At 64.8% G+C, this 21444-nt stretch carries 16 protein-coding genes and 1 pseudogene; 2 read left to right on the top strand and 15 right to left on the bottom strand.

Translation table 11 applies throughout. The features are described 5' to 3' along the window. Positions 1-44: 44 nt before the first annotated feature. Positions 45-1454 (bottom strand): glutamate--tRNA ligase, encoded by a 1410-nt coding sequence (gltX, locus tag HWX25_RS27830; RefSeq protein ID WP_059702199.1) that lies wholly within the window; start codon positions 1452-1454, stop codon positions 45-47. A 280-nt stretch (positions 1455-1734) separates the two neighbouring features. On the opposite strand from gltX, the gene HWX25_RS27825 reads away from it, so the two are divergent. After that, positions 1735-2661 (top strand): patatin-like phospholipase family protein, encoded by a 927-nt coding sequence (locus HWX25_RS27825; RefSeq protein WP_175911653.1) that lies wholly within the window; start codon positions 1735-1737, stop codon positions 2659-2661. A gap of 129 nt (positions 2662-2790) precedes the next feature. Here HWX25_RS27825 and HWX25_RS27820 read toward each other — a convergent pair whose 3' ends face one another. The 13 genes and pseudogenes from HWX25_RS27820 to HWX25_RS27760 form a co-directional block, all read right to left on the bottom strand. Further along, positions 2791-3465 carry a C40 family peptidase gene (locus tag HWX25_RS27820; protein WP_059535746.1) on the bottom strand — a complete coding sequence of 225 codons (675 nt, stop codon included), beginning with the start codon at positions 3463-3465 and terminating at the stop codon, positions 2791-2793. A gap of 128 nt (positions 3466-3593) precedes the next feature. Then, complete coding sequence (locus HWX25_RS27815; protein WP_059817775.1) at positions 3594-5216, bottom strand: dipeptide ABC transporter ATP-binding protein; 1623 nt, start codon at positions 5214-5216, stop codon at positions 3594-3596. After that, on the bottom strand, positions 5213-6310 hold the full coding sequence (locus HWX25_RS27810) for an ABC transporter permease (RefSeq protein WP_059535750.1): 1098 nt from the start codon (positions 6308-6310) through the stop codon (positions 5213-5215). The genes HWX25_RS27815 and HWX25_RS27810 overlap by 4 nt, the downstream gene beginning before the upstream one ends. Positions 6311-6385: 75 nt before the next feature. Further along, on the bottom strand, positions 6386-7429 hold the full coding sequence (locus HWX25_RS27805) for an ABC transporter permease subunit (protein WP_175911651.1): 1044 nt from the start codon (positions 7427-7429) through the stop codon (positions 6386-6388). A gap of 52 nt (positions 7430-7481) precedes the next feature. Then, positions 7482-9365: an extracellular solute-binding protein gene (locus HWX25_RS27800; RefSeq protein ID WP_059817779.1), complete on the bottom strand. Its 1884-nt coding sequence runs from the start codon at positions 9363-9365 to the stop codon at positions 7482-7484. Positions 9366-9566: 201 nt separating this feature from the next. Further along, positions 9567-9929 carry a hypothetical protein gene (locus HWX25_RS27795; RefSeq protein ID WP_059817931.1) on the bottom strand — a complete coding sequence of 121 codons (363 nt, stop codon included), beginning with the start codon at positions 9927-9929 and terminating at the stop codon, positions 9567-9569. Positions 9930-10386: 457 nt separating this feature from the next. Continuing rightward, positions 10387-10458, bottom strand: a pseudogene (locus HWX25_RS33920) (DNA-binding response regulator); the annotation flags it as partial. 283 nt (positions 10459-10741) lie between these two features. Continuing rightward, the gene (gene cyoD, locus HWX25_RS27785) at positions 10742-11074 is read right to left on the bottom strand and encodes a cytochrome o ubiquinol oxidase subunit IV (protein WP_011352504.1); all 333 of its coding nucleotides are present in this window, start codon (positions 11072-11074) and stop codon (positions 10742-10744) included. Then, a complete protein-coding gene (gene cyoC / locus HWX25_RS27780) occupies positions 11075-11683 on the bottom strand; it encodes a cytochrome o ubiquinol oxidase subunit III (protein ID WP_059690920.1) in 609 nt (202 codons plus the stop codon). Beyond that, a complete protein-coding gene (gene cyoB, locus HWX25_RS27775) occupies positions 11683-13689 on the bottom strand; it encodes a cytochrome o ubiquinol oxidase subunit I (RefSeq protein WP_059702205.1) in 2007 nt (668 codons plus the stop codon). The genes cyoC and cyoB overlap by 1 nt, the downstream gene beginning before the upstream one ends. A 3-nt stretch (positions 13690-13692) precedes the next feature. After that, complete coding sequence (cyoA, locus tag HWX25_RS27770; protein WP_175911647.1) at positions 13693-14580, bottom strand: ubiquinol oxidase subunit II; 888 nt, start codon at positions 14578-14580, stop codon at positions 13693-13695. Positions 14581-14859: 279 nt separating this feature from the next. Continuing rightward, positions 14860-16386 carry an NADH-quinone oxidoreductase subunit M gene (locus HWX25_RS27765; RefSeq protein ID WP_175911645.1) on the bottom strand — a complete coding sequence of 509 codons (1527 nt, stop codon included), beginning with the start codon at positions 16384-16386 and terminating at the stop codon, positions 14860-14862. Positions 16387-16839: 453 nt separating this feature from the next. Then, positions 16840-18213: a hypothetical protein gene (locus tag HWX25_RS27760; protein WP_175911643.1), complete on the bottom strand. Its 1374-nt coding sequence runs from the start codon at positions 18211-18213 to the stop codon at positions 16840-16842. A 348-nt stretch (positions 18214-18561) separates the two neighbouring features. Between HWX25_RS27760 and HWX25_RS27755 the strand changes: the two genes are divergently transcribed. Next, on the top strand, positions 18562-19752 hold the full coding sequence (locus tag HWX25_RS27755; protein ID WP_175911641.1) for a tyrosine-type recombinase/integrase: 1191 nt from the start codon (positions 18562-18564) through the stop codon (positions 19750-19752). A gap of 73 nt (positions 19753-19825) precedes the next feature. Here HWX25_RS27755 and HWX25_RS27750 read toward each other — a convergent pair whose 3' ends face one another. Further along, positions 19826-21313, bottom strand: a complete 1488-nt coding sequence (locus tag HWX25_RS27750; RefSeq protein ID WP_175911639.1) for a hypothetical protein — start codon at positions 21311-21313, stop codon at positions 19826-19828. Positions 21314-21444 lie beyond the last annotated feature (131 nt).

Genomic DNA, 21444 nt, shown 5'->3' with positions numbered 1-21444 from the left:
GCCGCTGCGGCATCACGCACGGGCGGCTTCGCCCCGCCCCAACCTCAGGCCAGCGCACCCTCGATACGCGACACCACGACGTCGCGACCGAACAGCACGAGCACCGCATCGATCGACGGCGTATGCGTCGTGCCCGCCACCAGCAGGCGCACCGGCATCGCAAGCTGCGGCATCTTCAGCTTGTGCGCGCCGAGCGTCGCCTTCAACGCGGCGGACACCGCTTCCTTCGTCCAGTCGGCCGCCTTCAGCGCGGCGACGAGGTCGGCCAGCGCCGGGCGCACCGCGTCGGTCACGTGCTGCGCGAGCGCGTCGGCGTCCGGCGCCGGCACGCGGTAGAACATCGCGGCGCCTTCGGCGATCTCCTTGACCGTCGTCGCGCGGTCCTTCATCAGGCCGACCACCGCGTCGAGCGCCGGGCCCGTCGCGATCGCCGCGTCGTCGATGCCGAGCGCGTCGAGAAACGGTTTCGCCAGCGCGGCGAGGCGCGCGTTGTCCGCTTCCTTGATGTAATGGGCGTTCAGCCAGCTCAGCTTGCTGTGATCGTATTGCGCGGGCGACTTGCCGAGATGCTCGAGGTCGAACCATTCGACGAACTGCTCGCGCGAGAAGATTTCGGCGTCGCCGTGCGACCAGCCGAGACGCGCGAGGTAGTTGACGACGGCCTCCGGCAGGAAGCCCGCGTCGCGGTACGCCATCACACTCATCGCGCCATGCCGCTTGCTCATCTTCTCGCCCTGCTCGTTCAGCACGGTCGGCAGGTGCGCGTAGACGGGCGGCTCGCCGCCGAGCGCGCGCAGGATGTTGATCTGGCGCGGCGTGTTGTTCACGTGGTCGTCGCCACGGATCACGTGCGTGATGTTCATGTCCATGTCGTCCACGACCACGCAGAAGTTGTAGATCGGCGTGCCGTCCGGACGCGCGATCACGAGGTCGTCGAGTTCCTCGTTCGAGATCTCGACGCGGCCCTTCACTGCGTCGTCCCACACGACCGTGCCGGTCAACGGGTTGCGGAACCGCAGCACGGGCTTCACACCGGCCGGCGGCTCGGGCAGGACCTTGCCCGGCTCCGGACGCCACGTGCCGTCATAGCGCGGCTTGAGGCCGGCCTCGCGCTGGCGTTCGCGCAACGCGTCGAGTTCCTCGGCCGACATGTAGCACGGGTACGCGAGCCCCTGCTCGAGCATCTGCGCGAGCACCGCGCGATAGCGGTCCATCCGCTGCATCTGGTAGATCGGGCCTTCGTCGAAATCCAGGCCGAGCCACTGCATCCCTTCGAGGATCGCGTCGACGGCTTCCTGCGACGAGCGCTCGACGTCGGTATCCTCGATACGCAGCACGAACGTGCCTTTCATCTTGCGCGCGAACGCCCACGGATAGAGCGCGGAGCGGATGTTGCCGAGGTGGATGAAGCCGGTGGGACTCGGCGCGAAGCGGGTACGGACAGGACGGGTCATAAACGGTAACTCGAACGCCTGGGGCGCATGAATGATTCGACGCGGGATCGACGGCGACAGCCCGGACAGCAATGGGGCCGGCCGCGCCCGGAACGGGAAAGAAGCCGGAATTATACTCGCGCCGGTCTTCGCGCCAAGCGCGCCGCTTGCTTTATGATGTGCGCGCCGCGGCCGCCAGCCGGCGCCGCGCCGGCCGCCCGGTTTCCGCCGCACGGCCGCTCGGAACCTATCGCCGCCGCGGGCCATCCGGCCCGCCGCCAAGCCGCCGGAGAACCACTCGATGTCGTCCCCTCGCCTGTCGCGCCGTCACTTCACGATCGCATGCGCATCCGCCAGCCTCGCCGCCTGCACGTCGTTCGGCGACAAGTCCCGCCCCGACAACACCGCGAATCCCGCGCAGTCGCGCGAGAAGCCCGTGAAGATCGGCATCGCGCTCGGCGGCGGCGCCGCCCGCGGCTTCTCGCACATCGGCGTGCTGAAGGCGCTGGAGGCGCGCGGCATCCCGGTCGAGATCGTCGCCGGCACGAGCGCGGGCTCGGTGGTCGGAGCACTGTACGCGTCGGGGATGAGCGGACTGCAGATCAACAAGATCGCGCTCGACATGGATCAGGCGGCGATCAGCGACTGGGCGCTGCCGTTCCGCTCGCGCGGGCTGCTGCAGGGCATCGCGCTGCAGAACTTCCTGAACAAGACACTCAACAACCGGCCGATCGAAAAGATGGCGAAGCCGCTCGGCGTCGTCGCGACCGACCTGCAGAACGGCCAGCCGATCCTGTTCCAGCAGGGCAATACGGGGCTTGCAGTGCGCGCGTCGTGCAGCGTGCCGTCGGTGTTCGAGCCCGTGAAGATCGGCAACCGCGAATACGTCGACGGCGGCCTCGTGAGCCCGGTGCCCGCGTCGTTCGCGCGCAAGATGGGCGCGAACTTCGTGATCGCGGTCGACATCTCGTCGCGACCGGACGGCGCGGCGACCACCAACCCGATCGAGATGCTGCTGCAGACTTTCACGATCATGGGCCAGACGATCAAGACCTACGAGCTCGACAAATACGCGGACGTCGTGATCCGCCCGAACCTCGCGGCGATGGGCGGCAGCGACTTCAACCAGCGCAACGCGGCCATCCTCGCCGGCGAGGAAGCGGTCGCGCGCATCATGCCCGAGTTGCAGCGCAAGCTTGCCGCAGCCCGCGGGGCAGTAGCGGCATAAGCGGACGCATCGCGGGGGGCGGCGCCGACGATAGCACCGCATCCCCGCCACTTCCGCGCGCCCCAAAGCAAAAAACCCTGCCGCCTTTCGGTGACAGGGTTTTTCGATCCGGCCGATCGCCGGCGGGCGTCAGTTGCTGCCGTTCGCCGCGTCGTCGCCGAGCGTCGCGCGCACGCGCTGGCGCAGGTCGTCGGCCTTCATCGGGAATGCCGATTCGATCCGGCGCGCACCGGTGAAACGCTTTTCCCAGTAGCCGCTGTCGAGATCGTCGACGCGAACCGTGCTGCCCGTCGACGGCGAATGCACGAACTTGTTGTCGCCAATGTAGATGCCGACGTGCGAGAACGTACGGCGCATCGTGTTGAAGAACACGAGGTCGCCCGGCTTCAGGTTGCTCATGCTGACCTTCTCGCCGACGCGGCTCATCTCTTCCGCGCGACGCGGCAGCGACATGCCGAGCGTGTCCTGGAACACGTAGCGCACGAAACCGCTGCAGTCGAGGCCGGAATCCGGCGAGTTGCCGCCCCAGCGGTAGCGCACGCCGATCATGTTCAGCGCGCCGACGACCACGTCGCCTGCCTTGCCGGCCATGCCGGCGAGGAACGACTTCGCGCCGCCGCTCGACGGCTGGGCGCTGGTCTGCTGGAGGGAGGAATTCGCCCCGATTTGAGTCGAATTCGTGACATTCTGGTTAAAACTGCTGACTTCGTCGGCGAACGCGCCGGGAGCTGCTGCGAACAGGGCGCCGATGAACAGCCCGGCGAGGGTGCGCGCGCATGCCTGGGTCAGGGATCGATGCTGCATTGGTCGATGGAATGTGCTTAAAAATCAGCTGATTGGCGGAAAATTTCGGTCGATACTAGCCAGCGCGTAATCGTTTGTCAAAACAAATTAAAAAATACAATCGAGATAGTCAGACCATTGGACGCTTATCACGCTTTCCAGACCGCTTTCAACAGCTTTTGTGTGTAAGGATGTGACGGTTTCGTGAAGATATCGGCCACGTCGCCGGACTCGACGATCGCCCCGCCCTGCATCACCGCGACCCGGTGCGCCATCGCGCCGATCACCTCCAGATCGTGGCTGATGAATACATAGCCGAGGTTGTATTTCTGTTGCAAATTCGCGAGCAGTTTCAGCACCTGCTGCTGGATCGACACGTCGAGCGCGGAAGTCGGCTCGTCGAGGATGAGGATGCGCGGCTCCAGCACGAGCGCGCGCGCGATCGCGATCCGCTGGCGCTGCCCGCCCGAGAATTCGTGCGGATAGCGATGCAGCACCGTGCGGTCGAGGCCGACTTCGCGCAGCACGGCCAGCGACTTCGCGCGACGCGCGTCCGGCGTCAGTTCCGGGCGATGCAGTTCGAGCCCCTCGCCGACGATCCGCTCGATCGTGTGACGCGGCGACAGCGAGCTGAATGGATCCTGAAAGACGACCTGCATGTTCGAGCGCAGCGCGGTCTGTTCGCGACCGCGATAGGTCGACAGCGCGCGCCCCTGGAATTCGATCTCGCCGTGCACCGTCCGTTGCAGCCCGAGCAGCGCCATCGCGAGCGTCGACTTCCCGGAGCCGGATTCGCCGACGATCCCGAGCGTCTCGCCCTGCCGCACCGACACGGACACATCCGCGACCGCCGTCACGGGCATCGTGCCGAACCAGCCCGCGAAGCCCGGCCGCTTGCGCGCGAACTGCACGCTGACGTGGCGCGCATCGAGCACGACGGGCGCGATCGGCAGCACCGGCGCGACCGTGCGCTGCGGCCGGCTGTTCAGCAGCCGCCGGGTATACGGATGCTCCGGCTCCGCGAAGATCCGCTCGACCGGCCCGCTTTCGACCAGCTTGCCGCGCTCCATCACCGCGACCCGCTCGGCGAAGTGCCGCACGAGATTCAGGTCATGCGTGATCAGCAGGATCGCCATCCCGCGCTTTTCCGCCTCCTCGCGCTGCAGCTCGAGCAGCAGATCGACGATCTGCGCGCGGATCGTCACGTCGAGCGCGGTGGTCGGCTCGTCCGCGAGCAAGAGGCGCGGCCGGCACGCAAGCGCCATCGCGATCATCGCGCGCTGCCGCTGGCCGCCCGACAACTGATGCGGGTAACTGTCGACCCGCTTCTCCGGCTCCGCGATGCCGGTGCGCGCGAGCAGCGCGATCGCGCGCTTGCGCGCCTCCCCCGCCGCCACGCCGTCGTGCAGCACGATCGTCTCGCCGATCTGCGCGCCGATCGTGTACAGCGGATTGAGCGCCGTCATCGGCTCCTGGAAGATCATCGCGATGTCCGAGCCGCGCAGCCCGCGCATCTCGCGCTCGCTCTTGCCGGCGAGGTCGTGCCCGGCGAAGCGGATCGTGCCGCTCACGTCGGCGTCGCGCAGCAGCCGCAGGATCGACAGCGCGGTCACGCTCTTGCCCGACCCCGACTCGCCGACGAGCGCGACGCGCTCGCCGCGACCGATCGCGAGCGTCACGTCGTCGACGGCCACTGTGTCGCCGAAGCGCACGTGCAGATGCTCGAGCGACAGCAGCGGTTCGCCCGCGTTCGATACGACCGTGTCGCTCATCGCTGGCCTCCCGCCGCGCGCACCGAGTCGGCGATCCGCGTGTCGAGCGCATTGCGCAGCGCGTCGCCCATGAAGGTCAGCAACAGCAGCGTCGCGACCAGCACGCCGAACGTCGACAACGAAATCCACCACGCGTCGAGATTGCCCTTGCCCTGCGCGAGCAGCTCGCCGAGGCTCGGCGTCGGCGGCGGCACGCCGAGCCCGAGGAAGTCGAGGCTCGTGAGCGCGAGGATCGCACCGCTCATCCGGAACGGCAGAAACGTGATCACGGGTGTCATGCTGTTCGGCAGCACGTGGCGCCAGATGATCTGCCAGTTCGTGAGGCCCATCGCCCGGGCCGCGCGCACGTAGTCCTGCGTGCGGTTGCGCAGGAATTCGGCGCGCACGTAGTCGGCCAGGCCGATCCAGCCGAACAGCGACAGCAGCACGATCAGCAGCAGGAAGCTCGGCTCGAAGATCGACGCGAAGATGATCAGCAGGTACAGCTCGGGCAGCGAACTCCAGATCTCGATCAGCCGTTGCCCGACGATGTCGATGCGCCCGCCGAAGAAGCCCTGCACCGCGCCCGCGGCGATCCCGAGCAGCGTGCCGATCGCGGTCAGGATCAGCCCGAACTCGACCGACACGCGGAACCCGTACACGAGCCGCGCGAGCAGGTCGCGCCCCTGCGCGTCGGTGCCGAGCCAGTTCGCGCGCGACGGCGGCGCCGGGTTCGGCACGGTCGAAAAGTAATTCAGCGTGTCGTAGTAGTAGCGGTTCGGCGGATAGACGACGAAGTTGCCCGGCGCCTCGAGCCGCTTGCGGACGTACGGATCGAGATAGTCGGCCGGCGTCGGGAAGTCGCCGCCGAAGGTCGTCTCCGGATACGCATGGAACATCGGGAAATAGGTCTGGCCGTCGTAGTGCACGACGAGCGGCTTGTCGTTCGACCATAACGGCGCCGCGAGGCTCGCGGCGAACGCGACGACGAAGATCACGAAGCTCCAGTAGCCGAGACGCTGCTGGCGAAAGCGCTGCCAGACACGGCGCGCGGGCGACGGCGACACGCGCGCGCGCGCCGCGTCGATGCGGGACGACACGACGGCCCGGTTCATCGCGCACCTCGCCCGGCGAGCGCGGGCAGGCGGACGGGCGCGCCGGCGAGCGGCGTGCTGGCGGACGGTTTCATGTCAGCGCTCCAGATTGTCGAATTGAATGCGCGGGTCGACCCACACGTAGCAGAGGTCGGAGATCAGCTTGGTCGCGAGTCCGATCAGCGTGAACAGGTACAGCGTGCCGAGCACGACCGGATAGTCGCGCCGCACGACCGACTCGTACGACAGCAGCCCGAGGCCGTCGAGCGAGAACAGCGTCTCGATCAGCAGGCTGCCCGTGAAGAACGCGCCGATGAACGCGGCCGGAAACCCGACGATCAGCGGCAGCATCGCGTTGCGGAACACGTGCTTCCACAACACGGTGCGCTCGGCGAGCCCTTTCGCGCGCGCGGTCAGCACGTACTGCTTGCGGATTTCGTCGAGGAACGCGTTCTTCGTGAGCATCGTGATGACCGCGAAACTGCCGACGACCGACGCGGTGATCGGCAGCGCGATGTGCCACAGATAGTCGAGCACCTTGCCGGCGAGCGACAGCTGGGCGAAGTTGTCCGACGTGAGCCCGCGCAGCGGGAACAACTGCCAGAACGAGCCGCCACCGAACAGCACGAGCAGCAGCACGCCGAGCACGAAGCCCGGAATCGCGTAGCCGACCAGCACGACGAGGCTCGTCGCGACATCGAACGGCGAGCCGTTGCGCACGGCCTTCGCGATGCCGAGCGGCACGGAGATCAGATAGGTGACGAAGAACGTCCACAACCCAATGCTGATCGACACCGGCAGCTTCTGCACGATCAGCGACCACACGCTCTGGTGGCGGAAGTAGCTGTCGCCGAGATCGAAGCGCGCGAAGCGCTTCAGCATCAGCCAGTAACGCTCGAGCGGCGGCTTGTCGAAGCCGTACAGCGCCTTGAGCTGCGCGAGCTGCTGCGCGTCGACGCCGGTATGCGCACGCATCCCGAACGGCACCGCGCCCTGCTCCGTCGCGCCCTTGCGCAGTTCCTGCACGGCCTGTTCGACCGGGCCACCCGGCACGAACTGGATCACCGCGAACGTGAGCGTGAGCACGCCGACGAGCGTCGGGATCATCAGCAGCAGGCGTTTGAGGATGTAGCTCCACATAGGGCGTCGACTCGCGATCGATAGGCTGGGTTGAACGAAGGGCCGGCAGGCTTCAGTGATCGGGCTTGGCCCACCAGGTCGACACGACCCAGCCCTCGGCCGAATAGTACAGCGGCAACGTCTGCGGATAGCCGAGCGTGCGCTTGTATGCGATCCGGTGCGTGGTGCTGTACCACTGCGGGACCGCGTAATAGCCGTGCATCAGCACGCGATCGAGCGCATGCGTCGCGTCAAGCAGGTCGTCACGCGTCTGTGCGGCGCCGAGCGCATGCAGCAGCGTGTCGACGGCCGGCGACTTCAGGCCGATGATGTTGTCGGAGCCCGGCTCGTCGGCGAACTTGCTGGCGTAGCGCGAGAACTGCTCGGCGCCCGGCACCTGTACGCCCGGCAGACGGACCGTCGTCATGTCGTAGTCGAATGCGTCGAGCCGCTTCTGCAGCAGCGCGTAATCGGCCGTGCGAAAGCGCGCGTCGATGCCGAGCTTCGCGAGGTTGCGCTGATAGGCGGTCACGACGCCTTCCATCGCCGCGCCCGAATCGTCGAGGATCTCGAACGTGAACGGCTCGCCCTGCGCGTTGCGCAACGCGCCGTCGCGGTAGGTCCAGCCGGCCTGCGCGAGCAGCGCACGCGCCTTCAGCAGATTCGCGCGCAGCGAGCCCGGCGGGTTCGTGTTCGGCTGCGTGACCATCGGCCCGAACACGGCCGGGTCGAGCTGCGCGCGCAACGGCTCCAGCAGTTTCAGCTCACCCGGGCCCGGCGTGCCGGTCGCCTGCAGGTCGGTATCGGCGAAATAGCTGTCGAGGCGCGTGTACGCGCTATAGAACAGCTGGCGGTTCAGCCATTCGAAGTCGAATGCGAGATCGAGCGCCTGGCGCACGCGCACGTCGCGAAACTGCGGCCGGCGCAGGTTCATGAAGAAGCCCTGCATGCCCGCGCCGTTGTGCTGGCGGAATTCGCGCTTGACGAGCTCGCCACTGTCGAAGCGCTTGCCGACGTCGCGGCGCGTCCAGTTGCGCGCGATGTATTCGACCAGCACGTCGTACTCGCCAGCCTTGAACGCCTCGAGCCGCGCGACGCCGTCGCCGTACAGCTTGTAGACGATCCGCTCGAAGTTGTCGGTGCCGATCCGCACCGGCAGATCGGCGCCCCAGTACGCGGGATTGCGCCGGTACGTAATGGTGCGGCCGTTGTCGTAGCGCTCGATCAGGTACGGGCCGCTGCCGATCGGCTGCTCGAACGCAAGCTGGTCGAACGGAATCCGCGAACCGTCCGCGCGCAGCCCCCACTTGCGCGAGAACACCGGCACGCCGCCGGCGATCAGCGGCAGCTCGCGGTTCGCGCTGCGGAATTCGAAGCGCACCGTCGCAGGATCGATCACCACGGCCTTCGCGATTTCGGCGAAATACGCGCCGAACTGCGGTGCGGCCAGCTTGCTCTTCAGCGTGTCGAACGAGAACCTGACGTCCTCGGCCGTGACCGGATCGCCGTTCGAGAAGCGCGCGCGCGGGTTCAGGTGGAACGTGACCGAACGGCGGTCCGGTGCGATCGCGATGTCGTCGGCGAGCAGCCCGTAGGCGGAGGACGGCTCGTCCATGCTGCCGGTCGCAAGGCTCTCGAACAGCATGTCGATGCCCGGCGCAGGGTTGCCGCGCATCGTGAACGGATTGAACTTGTCGAACGATGTCAGCCGGTTCGGGTTCGCGAGCACGAGCGTGCCGCCCTTCGGCGCGTCCGGGTTCACGTAGTCGAAATGCTTGAAGCCCGGCGGATATTTCGGCTCGCCATACTGCGCGATCGCATGGGCCGCGTGCGCGGCCGTCGCGGCGAGTACCGCCTGTATTGCCCATGCTGCCGCCGTGCGGCCGGCGGCACGTACTGCACGCGCGGCGCCGAAGCGGGTGCGCGCGGCGGCGGCCCGGGGCGAACCCTTCGTCATAGAGGCCCTATCGGTCGATTGAGGGATGGAACGTGGGTCGATTCTACCCATTCAATTCGACGTCGAGCCAGCCTGCGGCTTTTGGTGCGTGGCGCCGGCGCATCGCGAGCGCCGCGCGCGGCCCGTGCAGGCAAAAGAAAACCGCCACGCGGGCGGTCTTCGTCTCATGCGCGCACGCGACACGCGTGCGTCGCATGTCGATCAACGCCAGCCGTTGTGGCGGCCGTTATCCCAATGGCCGTGACCGCGATCGCGATCCCAGCCGCGGCCATGATGGCGATACCACTCGTCGCGGCCCCAGTAGCGGCGGCCGTCCCAGTAACGATCGCCGTGCCAGCCGATCACGATCGCCGGTGCCGGCGCGTAGATGGGCGCCGGTGCATACACGGGCGCCGGCTGGTAGACGACCGGCGGAGGCGGCGGCGCATACACGGGCGCGGGCGCGACGTAGACCGGAGCCGGCACGCCGACGTTGATCCCGACATTGACTCCCGCCATTGCTGCGCCCGACACGAGCAAGGCCGTCATACCGGTCATGAGCGAGGCAACACGCAAAGTCTTCATGGATTCCTCTTCGAGTTGTTTCATGTGTGATTCGACTATAGCGACAAGCGCCGTCCCGGCATATTTCAAGTTTGTAAGAACTGATGCGCAGCGTCGCAACGGGAACCGCGCACTAACGTCTTGTAACAATTGGCGCCCGGCCGTCACGCCTCGCTCCCCGGCCCGCCTTGCCGCACGGGCCGCGAGCCCGCTCCGCCCTTCCTGAAACGTCTTTCATCCTGGCCCGCGCCCGGCGTTAAGCGGCGCCACGCACACTGCGCGAGCCGATGCGTGCTCGCGCCACGCGTCGGCATCTCGCTGACAGGCCGGCGCCCCGCGCCGGCGGAAACCTCGCCGATGCTGAAACTCGTCCGACTCGCGCTCGCGCGCCCCTATACGTTCATCGTCCTTGCCCTGCTGATCCTGATCGCCGGGCCGCTCGCGGCACTGCGCACGCCGACCGACATTTTTCCCGACATCCGCGCGCGGTCAGTTCGTCAACGATCTCGTTCGCGGTCACCGCATCGTCTTCGACCGTCAGTACTCGCATGCCTGTCCTCGCAATGGATGTCACGACGCGCGCATCCGATGCGCGCGCGAGTATCGTAGACGCCCCGATCGCCATCCGGCGTTAGATGAAAATAGCTTCATCCGGCATCGGGCGAACGCGGATGAAACATGTTTCATCCGTGCGTCGCCCGCCCGGCCCCGCGCGCCGCCTACGCTGACGTCATGCGGCATCGTGCCGCGAAAAATGAGAAAAAGGCGGCACTTGCGTGCCGCCTTTTTTTGCACGAAGCGCATGGAGATCGTCCGCTGCGCCACGATGACGTTCAGCGCGACATCATGTTCATGCTGACGTTGTGCATCACCCACAGCGTGCCGACGATCAGGATCGCCGCGGTCAGCACGGTGTAGCTGAACGCCATCACGTTCCAGCGCTGGCCGGAGGAACCGTTCATGTGCAGGAAGTACACGAGGTGCACGACGATCTGCACGAATGCGAGTACGGCCAGCGCGATCAGCGATGCGTGCGGCGACAGCACGCCGCCCATCACGAGGCCGAACGACGCGGCGGTGAGCAGCACCGACAGGATGAAGCCGGCGACATAGCCGCCGACGCTGCCGTGCCCTTCTTCGAGTTGAGACGAATGCGAATGAGCCATTTAGATCACGCTCGCGAGATAGACAAAGGAAAACACGCAGATCCACACGATGTCGAGGAAGTGCCAGAAGAGGCTCAGGCACGTCAGGCGCCGCAGGTCGCGATCGGTCAGGTCGCCGCCGCGCGATACGATCTGCCCCGCGAGCACGATCATCCACACCAGGCCGGCCGTCACGTGCAGCCCGTGCGTCCCGACCAGCGTGAAGAACGCCGACAGGAACGCGCTGCGCTGCGGGCCCGCGCCTTCCGCGATCAGGTGCGAGAACTCGCGCAGTTCCATCGCGAGGAACGCCGCGCCGAGCACGAACGTCACCGCGAGCCACGCGAGCAGCGCGCCGCGCCGCTGCTTGTACGCGGCCAGCATCGCGAAACCGTAGGTGATGCTCGACAGCAGCAGCGCGGCCGTCTCGACCGCGACGCCCGGAATGTCGAACAGGTCCTTCGCGGTCGGACCGCCCGCGTACTGGTTGCCGAGCACCGCGAACGTCGCGAACAGCGCCGCGAAGATCACGCAGTCGGTCATCAGGTACAGCCAGAAGCCGAACACCGAGTGCGACGGCGGATGGTCGTCGTGCTCGAGCAGGGTTGCGCTCAAGGTTTTCTGCAACATCAGTTGGCCTCCAGTTCCACGTCGTCGACATGCGTGGCCACGCGTGCCGCCGGTTGCTTCTCTTCGATCCTGCGCACCTTCGACGCCGGGATGTAGTAGCCGTCGTTGTCGCGCGAGCTGTAGACCACGAGCGTCGCGACGATGCCGACCAGGCCGCCGATGGCCATCCACCAGATGTGCCACACGAGCGCGAAGCCCAGCACCAGGCTGAAGATCGCGACCACGAGACCCGCACACGTATTCGACGGCATGTGGATGTCGCGGATCGTCGCCGGGTTCGGCCGGCCGTCGCCGCGCGCCTTCATGTCGGCGTACGCGTCGAGCGTGCGCACTTGCGGGATCACCGCGAAGTTGTACTCGGCCGGCGGCGACGAGGTCGCCCATTCAAGCGTGCGGCCGCCCCACGGATCGCCCGTGGTGTCGCGGTATGCCGGCAGGTTGCGGTTGCGGATGCTGACGACCAGTTGCAGCAGCTGGCATGCGATACCGATCGCGATCAGCACGGCGCCGAACGCGGCGACCAGCAGCCATGGATGCCACGCCGGGTTGTCGTAGTGATTCAGACGGCGCGTCATGCCCATGAAGCCGAGCACGTAGAGCGGCACGAACGCGACGTAGAAGCCGACCTGCCAGAACCAGAACGCGGCCTTGCCGAGCTTCTCGTTCAGCTTGAAGCCGAACGCCTTCGGGAACCAGTAGTTGAAGCCAGCGAGATACCCGAACAGCACGCCGCCGATGATCACGTTGTGGAAGTGCGCGATCAGGAACAGGCTGTTGTGCAGCACGAAGTCGGCGCCCGGGATCGCCATCATCACGCCGGTCATGCCGCCGAGCGTGAACGTGACCATGAAGCCGATCGTCCACAGCACAGGCGTCGTGAATTCGATCCGGCCGCGGTACATCGTAAACAGCCAGTTGAACACCTTCACGCCGGTCGGGATCGCGATGATCATCGTCATGATCCCGAAGAACGCGTTGACGTTCGCACCGGAACCCATCGTAAAGAAGTGATGCAGCCACACGAGGAACGACAGCACCATGATCGCGCAGGTCGCGTACACCATCGTCTTGTAGCCGAACAGCGGCTTCTTCGAGAACGTCGCGATGACTTCCGAGAAGATGCCGAACGCCGGCAGAATCAGGATGTACACCTCCGGATGGCCCCACGCCCAGATCAGGTTCAGGTACAGCATCGCGTTGCCGCCGGCTTCGTTCGTGAAGAAGTGCATGCCGAGATAACGGTCGAGGCCGAGCAGCGCGAGCGTCGCGGTCAGTATCGGGAACGACGCCATGATCAGCACGTTCGTGCAGAGGGCCGTCCACGTGAACACCGGCATCTTCATCAGCGTCATGCCCGGCGCGCGCATCTTGATGATCGTCACGAAGAAGTTCACGCCGGTCAGCAGCGTGCCGACACCCGAGATCTGCAGCGCCCACAGGTAGTAGTCGACCCCTACCCCGGGACTGAACTGCAGCTCCGACAGCGGCGGATACGCGAGCCAGCCCGTCTGCGCGAACTCGCCGATCACGAGCGACACGTTGATCAGGATCGCGCTGACCGCGGTCATCCAGAACGACAGCGAGTTGATGAACGGAAACGCGACATCGCGCGCGCCGATCTGCAGCGGCACGACGAGGTTCATCAGGCCGACCATGAACACCATCGCCATGAAGAAGATCATGATCACGCCGTGCGCCGTGAAGATCTGGTCATAGTGGTGCGGCGGCAGGTAGCCGGGCGCGTTGTACGCGAGCGCGAGCTGCATGCGCATCATGATCGCGTCGGCGAAGCCGCGCAGCAGCATGATCAGCGCGACGATGATGTACATCACGCCGAGTTTCTTGTGGTCGACCGTCGTCAGCCATTCCGTCCACAGCCACTTCCAGCGGCCGGTGATCGTCAGCGCGGCGAGGATGCCCAGCACGACCAGCCCCATGAAGGCGCCCGCCCCCATGATGATGGGCTGGTCGAACGGGATCGCCGATAGTGTGAGTTTGCCGAACATGCGTTACCCCTTCGTGCCGCAGGCGGCGTCCTTCAGGTCGAGGACGTGGCCATCGTTGTATTTCGCGATGATGTTGTGGAAGAGCCGCGGATCGACCGACGAGAAGTAGCGCACGGGCGCCTTCTCGCTGGGCTGCGCGACGGTGCCGTACACGGTCGCGTCGAGCCGGTCGGGCGACGCCTTCACCTTCTGCACCCAGGCGTCGAACTGCTCGCGCGGCTCGGCGAGCGTGCGGAACTTCATGTCGGAGAAGCCGCGGCCGCTGAAGTTGGCGGACGTGCCCGCGTAGTCGCCGGCTTCGTCGGCGATCAGGTGCAGGCGCGTCTGCATGCCGGCCATCGCGTACACTTGGCCGCCGAGCTGCGGAATGAAGAACGAGTTCATCACCGAATCCGACGTAATGCGGAAGTTCATCGGTGTGCCGACCGGAATCGCGAGCTGGTTCACCGACGCGATGCCGAGTTCCGGATAGATGAACAGCCACTTCCAGTCGAGCGCGACGACCTCGACGTCGATCGGCTTCACCGACGACTCGAGCGGCTTGTACGGATCGAGCTCGTGCGTGGTTTTCCACGTGAGCACGCCGAGAAACAGGATGATCAGCGTCGGCACCGTCCAGATCACGACTTCGATCGCGGACGAGTGCGACCAGTTCGGCGCGTACGCGGCGTTGCGGTTCGATGCGCGATAACGCCACGCGAACCACAGCGTGAGCAGGATCACCGGCACGACGACGATCAGCATCGCCCAGGTCGACGTCGCGATCAGCGCCTTTTCCGCGGCGCCGACGCTTCCTTTCGGATTTAGTACATCTAAATTACAGCCTGACAGGCTCAACGCCGCGCCGATCGATATCAGCGCCGTCCAGCCTCTTGAAGCTTTTCTTTTCATCACACAGCCCGAGGGTCATTGAATCCGTTGCGTATGCCCGATGCGCATTCGATCCACGAAAGTGGCCGAATCATACGTCGCGCGGGTGCGACGAAAAACCGGTGGATGCGGCAAATCATCATTGCAAAATCTGCTGTGAGACAGATTGTCGCGGGGCAATTTCACGCATCCGGAAGGCGGGCACGAGCCGGCCGGACGCCGCCCGCGCCCGACCGGATGAATGTGCGAGCAACGACCGCGTCGTCGTGCGATGCGGCCGTTGTACGCGACGTCACGCCATCAGCCGTGCGCCGCTGCCATGTATGCCTGCGCGGGCGCGCCGCCGTCTCCGGCCGGCAGCTTCGAATGGCTGGCGTCGTCGATCAGCCGCGCGACGGTCGGGTCGATCGCGTCGGTGAACGGCTTCGGATCGACGCCGACCATCAGCACGATCAGCGCGAGCGACGCGAACATCACGATCTCGCGACGGCTGAGATCGGCGAGCTTCGCGATGTGCGCGCTCGCGACCTTGCCGAACACGACGCGCTTGACCATCCACAGCGTGTACGACGCGCTGAGGATCAGCGTGAGCGCCGCGATCGCGCCGATCCAGAAGTTGACGCGGATCGCGCCCATGATGACCATGAACTCGCCGACGAAGCCCGACGTGCCCGGCAGGCCGACGTTGGCCATCGCGAACAGCAGCGCGAACGTCGCGAAGCGCGGCATGACACCCGCCACGCCGCCGTACGCGGCGATCTCGCGCTGCTTCGTGCGATCGACCAGCACGCTCACGCACAGCAGCATCGCGCCCGCGACGAAGCCGTACGACACGAGCTGCACGATCGCGCCTTCGACGCCGATCTGGTTGAACAGGAACAGCCCGAGCGTGACGATCCCCATGTGCGCGACCGTCGAATATGCGAGCAGCTTGCCGAGATCGGTCTGCGCGAGCGCGATCAGGCTCGCGTAGACGATCGCGAACAGCGACAGCGCGATCACGGCCGGCGCGAAGAAGTGGCTCGCGTCCGGTGTGATCGGCAGCGCGAAGCGCAGGAAGCCGTAGCCGCCGAGCTTGAGCATCGCGAGCATCAGCGCCGCGCCCGTCGGGCCGTCCGTGTAGACGTCGCGCAGCCACGTATGCACCGGCCACATCGGCACCTTGACCGCGAATGCCGCGAAGAAACCGAGGAACACCAGCAACTGCGGTGCGAAGCCGAGCTGCAGCGTGCGCCATGCGCTCATGTCGAACGTATGCGACTTCGCGTACAGGTACAGCATCGCCATCAACAGCAGCAGCGAACCCGCGAACGAGATGAAGAAGAACTTCACGGCCGCGTAGACGCGGTGCTCCCTGCCCCACGTGCCGATCAGCAGATACAGCGGAATCAGCGTCGCCTCGAAGAAGATGAAGAACAGCAGCCCGTCCTGCGCGACGAACACGCCGACCATCAGCCCCGACAGGATCAGGAACGACGCGTAGTACTGCGCGACGCGCACCGTCACCGACTCCCACGACGCGATCACGACGACGAGCGTCGTGAAAGCGGTCAGCACGACGAGCCACAGCGACGCGCCGTCGATCCCGACGCGCCAGCCGGCGTTGAACGCCGCCAGCCAGTTGCGGGTTTCGGCGAACTGCATCGCGGCCGAGTGCGAATCGAAGCCGGCGACGAGCGGCGCGACGGCGGCGAGCCCCGCGAACGCGCCGACGAGCGCGATCAGCCTCGTGCGCCGCAGATGCCGGTCGGAACCGGCGCGCAGCAGGCACGCGCCGAACAGGATCGGAACCCAGATCGCCAGGCTCAGAAAGGGGAAATCATGCATGTCAACAGGCCTTGAGAAGGTCGCGCACTGCATTGGGTACAGGCGTGACGAAGGGAACGAAATCAAATCGACAGATAGATTTCGTGGATCGCCATTGTTGGCAAAATGTAAAGCGGAATCAGCGCAAAGTTTGACGCCGCTCAAGCGCAATCGGGTTAACCAGCATAAGGCGACTGATTATTTTTTGCATCGCAGCAAAGCTTTGTTTTACGATGATCAGATACGTCGCTGATTTTTATGAGTAATTTTTCGTATTGCGACGCGGCGTCACTCGCGTGAATCGGTGCGACGCCGCATTTTTGTCTGAAGCCGATGCTTCGGAGCGCAAGGAGGTGAATGCGGGGAAGGATGAACGGAACCGATTCAATCCTTACATCGACGCTTTCATTTTTACTTCAATAACAGACGATCGCCGCGATCCGGAAACCGGAAATCGCGGCGCATTCCGCTCCGTCAGCGCTGATGGCTCAGCCGGTCCCACACGCGCATCGTCACCGCGCGATAGTGGTTGTGTTGCGCGGGGAAATGGACGAAACGGCTGTCTTGCGTCGCATAGACGGGCGACGACGCGAGCGACGTCGCATCGACGATGTAGCGCGCGTCGATCATGCCCGCCTCCAGCAGTTCGACATAGATCGCCTGCTGGTCGCCGCCGCTTGCATAGACTGACGACCGATCGTCGAAGCTCTCGATGCGCGCGCATATGCGCTCGACCAGTTCGCGCATCGGCGCGACATTGCGCACGCCGATCATGCACGAGTTGATCGCCCAGGCCGTGTGGTCGGTGCCAATCACGAAATCGCGGCCGTCGATCACGCTGTCGACCGTCTGCCGCTGGTCGATCGCGAGGATGTCGGCGTCGACCCAGAACACGAACGCGTGATCGGGCAGATGTTCGCGAATCAGGTGCAGCTTCGCCCAGTTTGCATCGACGCCGGCCGGCAGGAACGCGGGCGGTTCGCGATACGCGTGGTACGCATAGCCGTGTCGCGTGCAATAGCGAATGAAGTTCTCTTCGTGAAGATCGCCGTAACCGGCGATGTGCGACGTGTGCAGACTCACGAACGCGATGTCTGCATGCGGGTTCAGGTGCCGCGCCGGCTCGCGCGTTCGTTGCTGCGCGGCGCGCCAGTCGTCCATTGCGCGCGGCTGCTCGCCTCGCTGAACGCGCGCCGCATCGTCGACGAGCGCGAGCACATAGCGAAAGTCGTAGTCGGGCGTCGGCGCCCATACGCCATCGATCTGCTGCCATTCCGGCGCGTGGTGCGCCACGAGCGGTTGCGCGCCGACGACGCCGTCGATCGCAAGGCCGTCGCCCCACACGGTCTGGGCCGACGCGAAATAACCGGTCGCGAGCGGCTGATCGAACGGCAGCGGCGGGAAGTGCTCGGCAAGCAGCGTCGCCTCGCACGCATGGTGCCGCTCGGGAAGGCGCATCGCCCACTTGCCCAGCTCGACCACCAGCTTGCGCAAGCGCTCGCGCACGTCGGGCACGTTGCGAAAGATCATGCCGCTTGCAGCGGGCAGCGGCGACTTCGACGTCTGCGTCGTGACGATCGCGTCATAACCGTCGGCGACATCCGGCAACGCATGCTGCCCGAACACCACCGAGAACGGATCGAGCACGAGCAGCAACGCGCCCTGCTCCATCGCGACGAGCTGCGCGATGATCGCGTGGTACTTGTGCAGCACCTGCTGGCGCTCGCCATATACGTGCGTGCCGTCGACGATCGCGTGCCGGTAGCCGCGGCCCCGCGCGTAGCGTTCGTGATTGTCGACGAGCCCGTCGACGGGTCGATGCGAAAGGATGGTCAGTACGGAATGCATGCGTGCCGGAACTCCGGATTGAGCCGCGCGAGGCGATACGCCTATTTAGCGCATGAGCGCCGCTCAAGTCGAGCATTGATTGGCTGTCCGGACGAAGCGTGGCGCCGGGCGGCAGGTCCGTCATCGGAGCGGCAAAAGAAAAAGCCCCGCAAGTCCGAGAACTTGCGGGGCTTTGTCACCACTTTTGGCGGAGACGGAGGCCGCCAAATCAGTATCCAACGGCATCCACACAAATCCAAATACTATCCAATAAATCAAATACTTGCATCGTACAAGCGTTCAATTTACGCTTGTGACATCCAATACCTTCCAACACTCCACGATGGGCCCACTGATGGGCCAGAACCGATGCTAACTGACAAGCAAGCCAAAGCACTCAAGCCAACCGACAAACCCGTCTTCGACGGCAGAGTAACCGGACTGCTGCTCACCCCAACGAAGTCGGGCTGCAAATGGATCTTACGCTTCACCAGCCCCGTAACCCGCAAGCGTCGGGACGCCGGGCTCGGCACCTATCCAGAAATCTCGATCGCTGGGGCCCGGGACAAAGCGCTTGCCATGCGCAAGCTCATCGATAACGGAGAAGATCCGATCGACCAGCGAAACCGAGATCGAGAAGTGGCAGCCGTTGCCGCCGCGGCTCTTACTTTCGAAAATGCGGCCCGCAAAGTCCACGAAGAATTGAAGCCCGGCTGGAAGAATGAGAAGCACGCCGCGCAATGGATCAGCACGCTCGAAGCCTACGTCTTCCCCAAGCTCGGCAATCGCAAACTCGACGCGATCAGCCCCGGCGACTGCGCAGACGTCCTGCGCCCGATCTGGCTGACGAAGGCTGAGACAGCCAGTCGCACTCGGCAGCGGATGCACGCCGTCATGCAATGGGCTTGGGCCCACGGTCACATTACCGCGAACCCAATTAGCGTCGTAGATCATCTGCTACCCAAGCAATCGAGCAAACCGGAGCACCAACCTGCGATGCCCTGGCAACAAGTTCCGAAGTTCGTCGGTGCACATCTTGCAGATCACAAGCCAACCGACAGCACGCGCGCAGCTCTGCTGTTCCTGATTTTGACCGCCACGCGAAGCGGCGAGGTGCGCGGCGCGACGTGGGATGAATTCGACCTCTTTGGCCGCGTTTGGAATATTCCCGCCGCACGTATGAAGGCCAAGGAGCCACACCGCGTACCACTATCAGACAAGGCATTGGCGCTGCTCAAATTGCTCAAACAACACCAATCGCACGAAACCTTCGTTTTCCCTTCTCCCCGTGAGAAGGTCCTGAGCGACATGACCCTGACTGCGCTTCTCCGCCGCGTCAAAGCCGAGAGCGATACGATTGACCGCTTCGCAACCGCCCATGGCTTCCGGTCCAGCTTCCGGGACTGGGCGAGCGAACACGGCTACGCGCGCGATCTTGCCGAGCGTGCGCTCGCGCACACCGTTGCGAACAAGGTTGAAGCTGCGTACCACCGAACTGACCTGCTAGAACAGCGGCGCCCGCTCATGGAAGCGTGGGCGCAACACGTCTATTCCAGCTGACGCCATCGGAAAACGAAGGGACATAGAGGGTTACCGGCCAGCCCACCGGTAAGCAGCGCGCCTTTCTACGTGTTCAGCCCTTGCCCTCAAAGTCCCACTTCAAACGCTTCGCCAGACTTTTCGTAGACCGCAGAATCGCGCAGTTGGGGCACCACTTGCTCTTGTTCTTAATGTTGTCGAAGTTTGCCTGCCAAACATGACCGCGATGGCATTGCCACGTCAGCTTGCTACGCGCGTTGATGTACTCGTCCGACAGGCACACGCCCCCACGTTCGTGAGCGACACTCCGCGCATCGTCAATCGTCAAGCGCTGCCGATCGATGCCGCAGCGTGCACACCAACTCCCGCGCAAAATATTCCCGGCCTTCACCGCCCACTCGTGGCCTTCACTACAACGAAACCGATGATGACGATGCGTGCCCAGATACTGCTCATCCAGACATTCTCCACCGTTGGCCGCCGCTTTCTCCTGAAGCATCGCCAACCCATCAGAATGTCGCAGGACATCGCCAACGTGCACGCCCGCGCATTGTCGGCACCAGCTTCCCCGTAACACGCGACCACCAGCAGCTCGCCAAGTATGGCCTTCGGCACATTCGAAGGTGTATAACGCCAATACGCCGTCGTAGCGATCGGCTAGACATCGTCCGCCGCGCGCCTGAGCAGCAGCACGCAACCGTGCGAGTCCGTCCGACAAACGGCTGCGGTCGTACACGCAGCGATGGCACCAGTTCCCGCTATAGAGCAGTGCGCCGGCCAGTGCCTCCCATTTATGGCCGTTCGCGCACTCAAACCGGTGCTTGGCCGCGGTACCTTCGAAACGCTCCGAGAGACAACGCCCGCCGCGTTGTGCCGCTAGCTCCTGCAATCGCGCTAGGCCGTCCGATAACAGATGTTTTCTTTCGCGGGCGCATTGCGCACACCATGCACGATGATAAAGAACAGCCGCACCGCGCGTCTGCCACATATGCCCTTCGGCACAGCGAAACTTGTAGGTCGCCTGCACCCCTTGGAAGTGCTTCGACAAGCAAACGCCCCCATATTGAGCCGCAACATCCCGGAGACGCTTCAGGCCGTCGAGCAGCGGAAGCCCCTTCTTTCTCCCGTCCAGAGCAGCGCATGTTGTACAGCCGGCCCCACGCAATAGGGAGAGACCGAGGCACAACCACATGTGTCCGGCATTGCACCGGAAGCGATACCGAGCAGCCGTGCCTCGCCACTTTGCGCTCAGGCAGATCGAACCGGCCTTTTCTGCGAGATGGTGCATGCGAGCCGTGGCAGCTATCTGCGCGCATTCTCGGCAACCAATTTCCCGCTGACGGGTCAAGTTGCGCGGGCTGATGCGGGTTACGTGGCCATGGTCACAGGCGAAGCGGTGCTTCGCCTTCAATCCGCGATAGGTCGAATCCAGGCAAACCAGTCCATGCTTTTCGACTGCGTCGCGCAAAGCGCGACTGCGGCCCAGCACCGGATGCGATTCGTTATCTTGAACAGACATGTGCGACAAAGATACGTACTGGCAGTACGAAATTGAGAAAGCCGTTTCGGGCTCGCCGATCATGGAATTGGCATGTCTCCGAGTCGATCGACGGACTTTTTCCGTCAAGCGGTTATCATAGCAACGTCAGACGTTAGCGTGCCCGACACCATTCAGCGCAACCGACCCAGACGGCGAATATATAGGTTCGCCGC

Source organism: Burkholderia sp. BCC1640, from assembly GCF_902833125.1.
Classification (GTDB): Bacteria; Pseudomonadota; Gammaproteobacteria; order Burkholderiales; family Burkholderiaceae; genus Burkholderia; species Burkholderia diffusa.
This window is presented reverse-complemented; position numbering and strand designations above follow the sequence as displayed.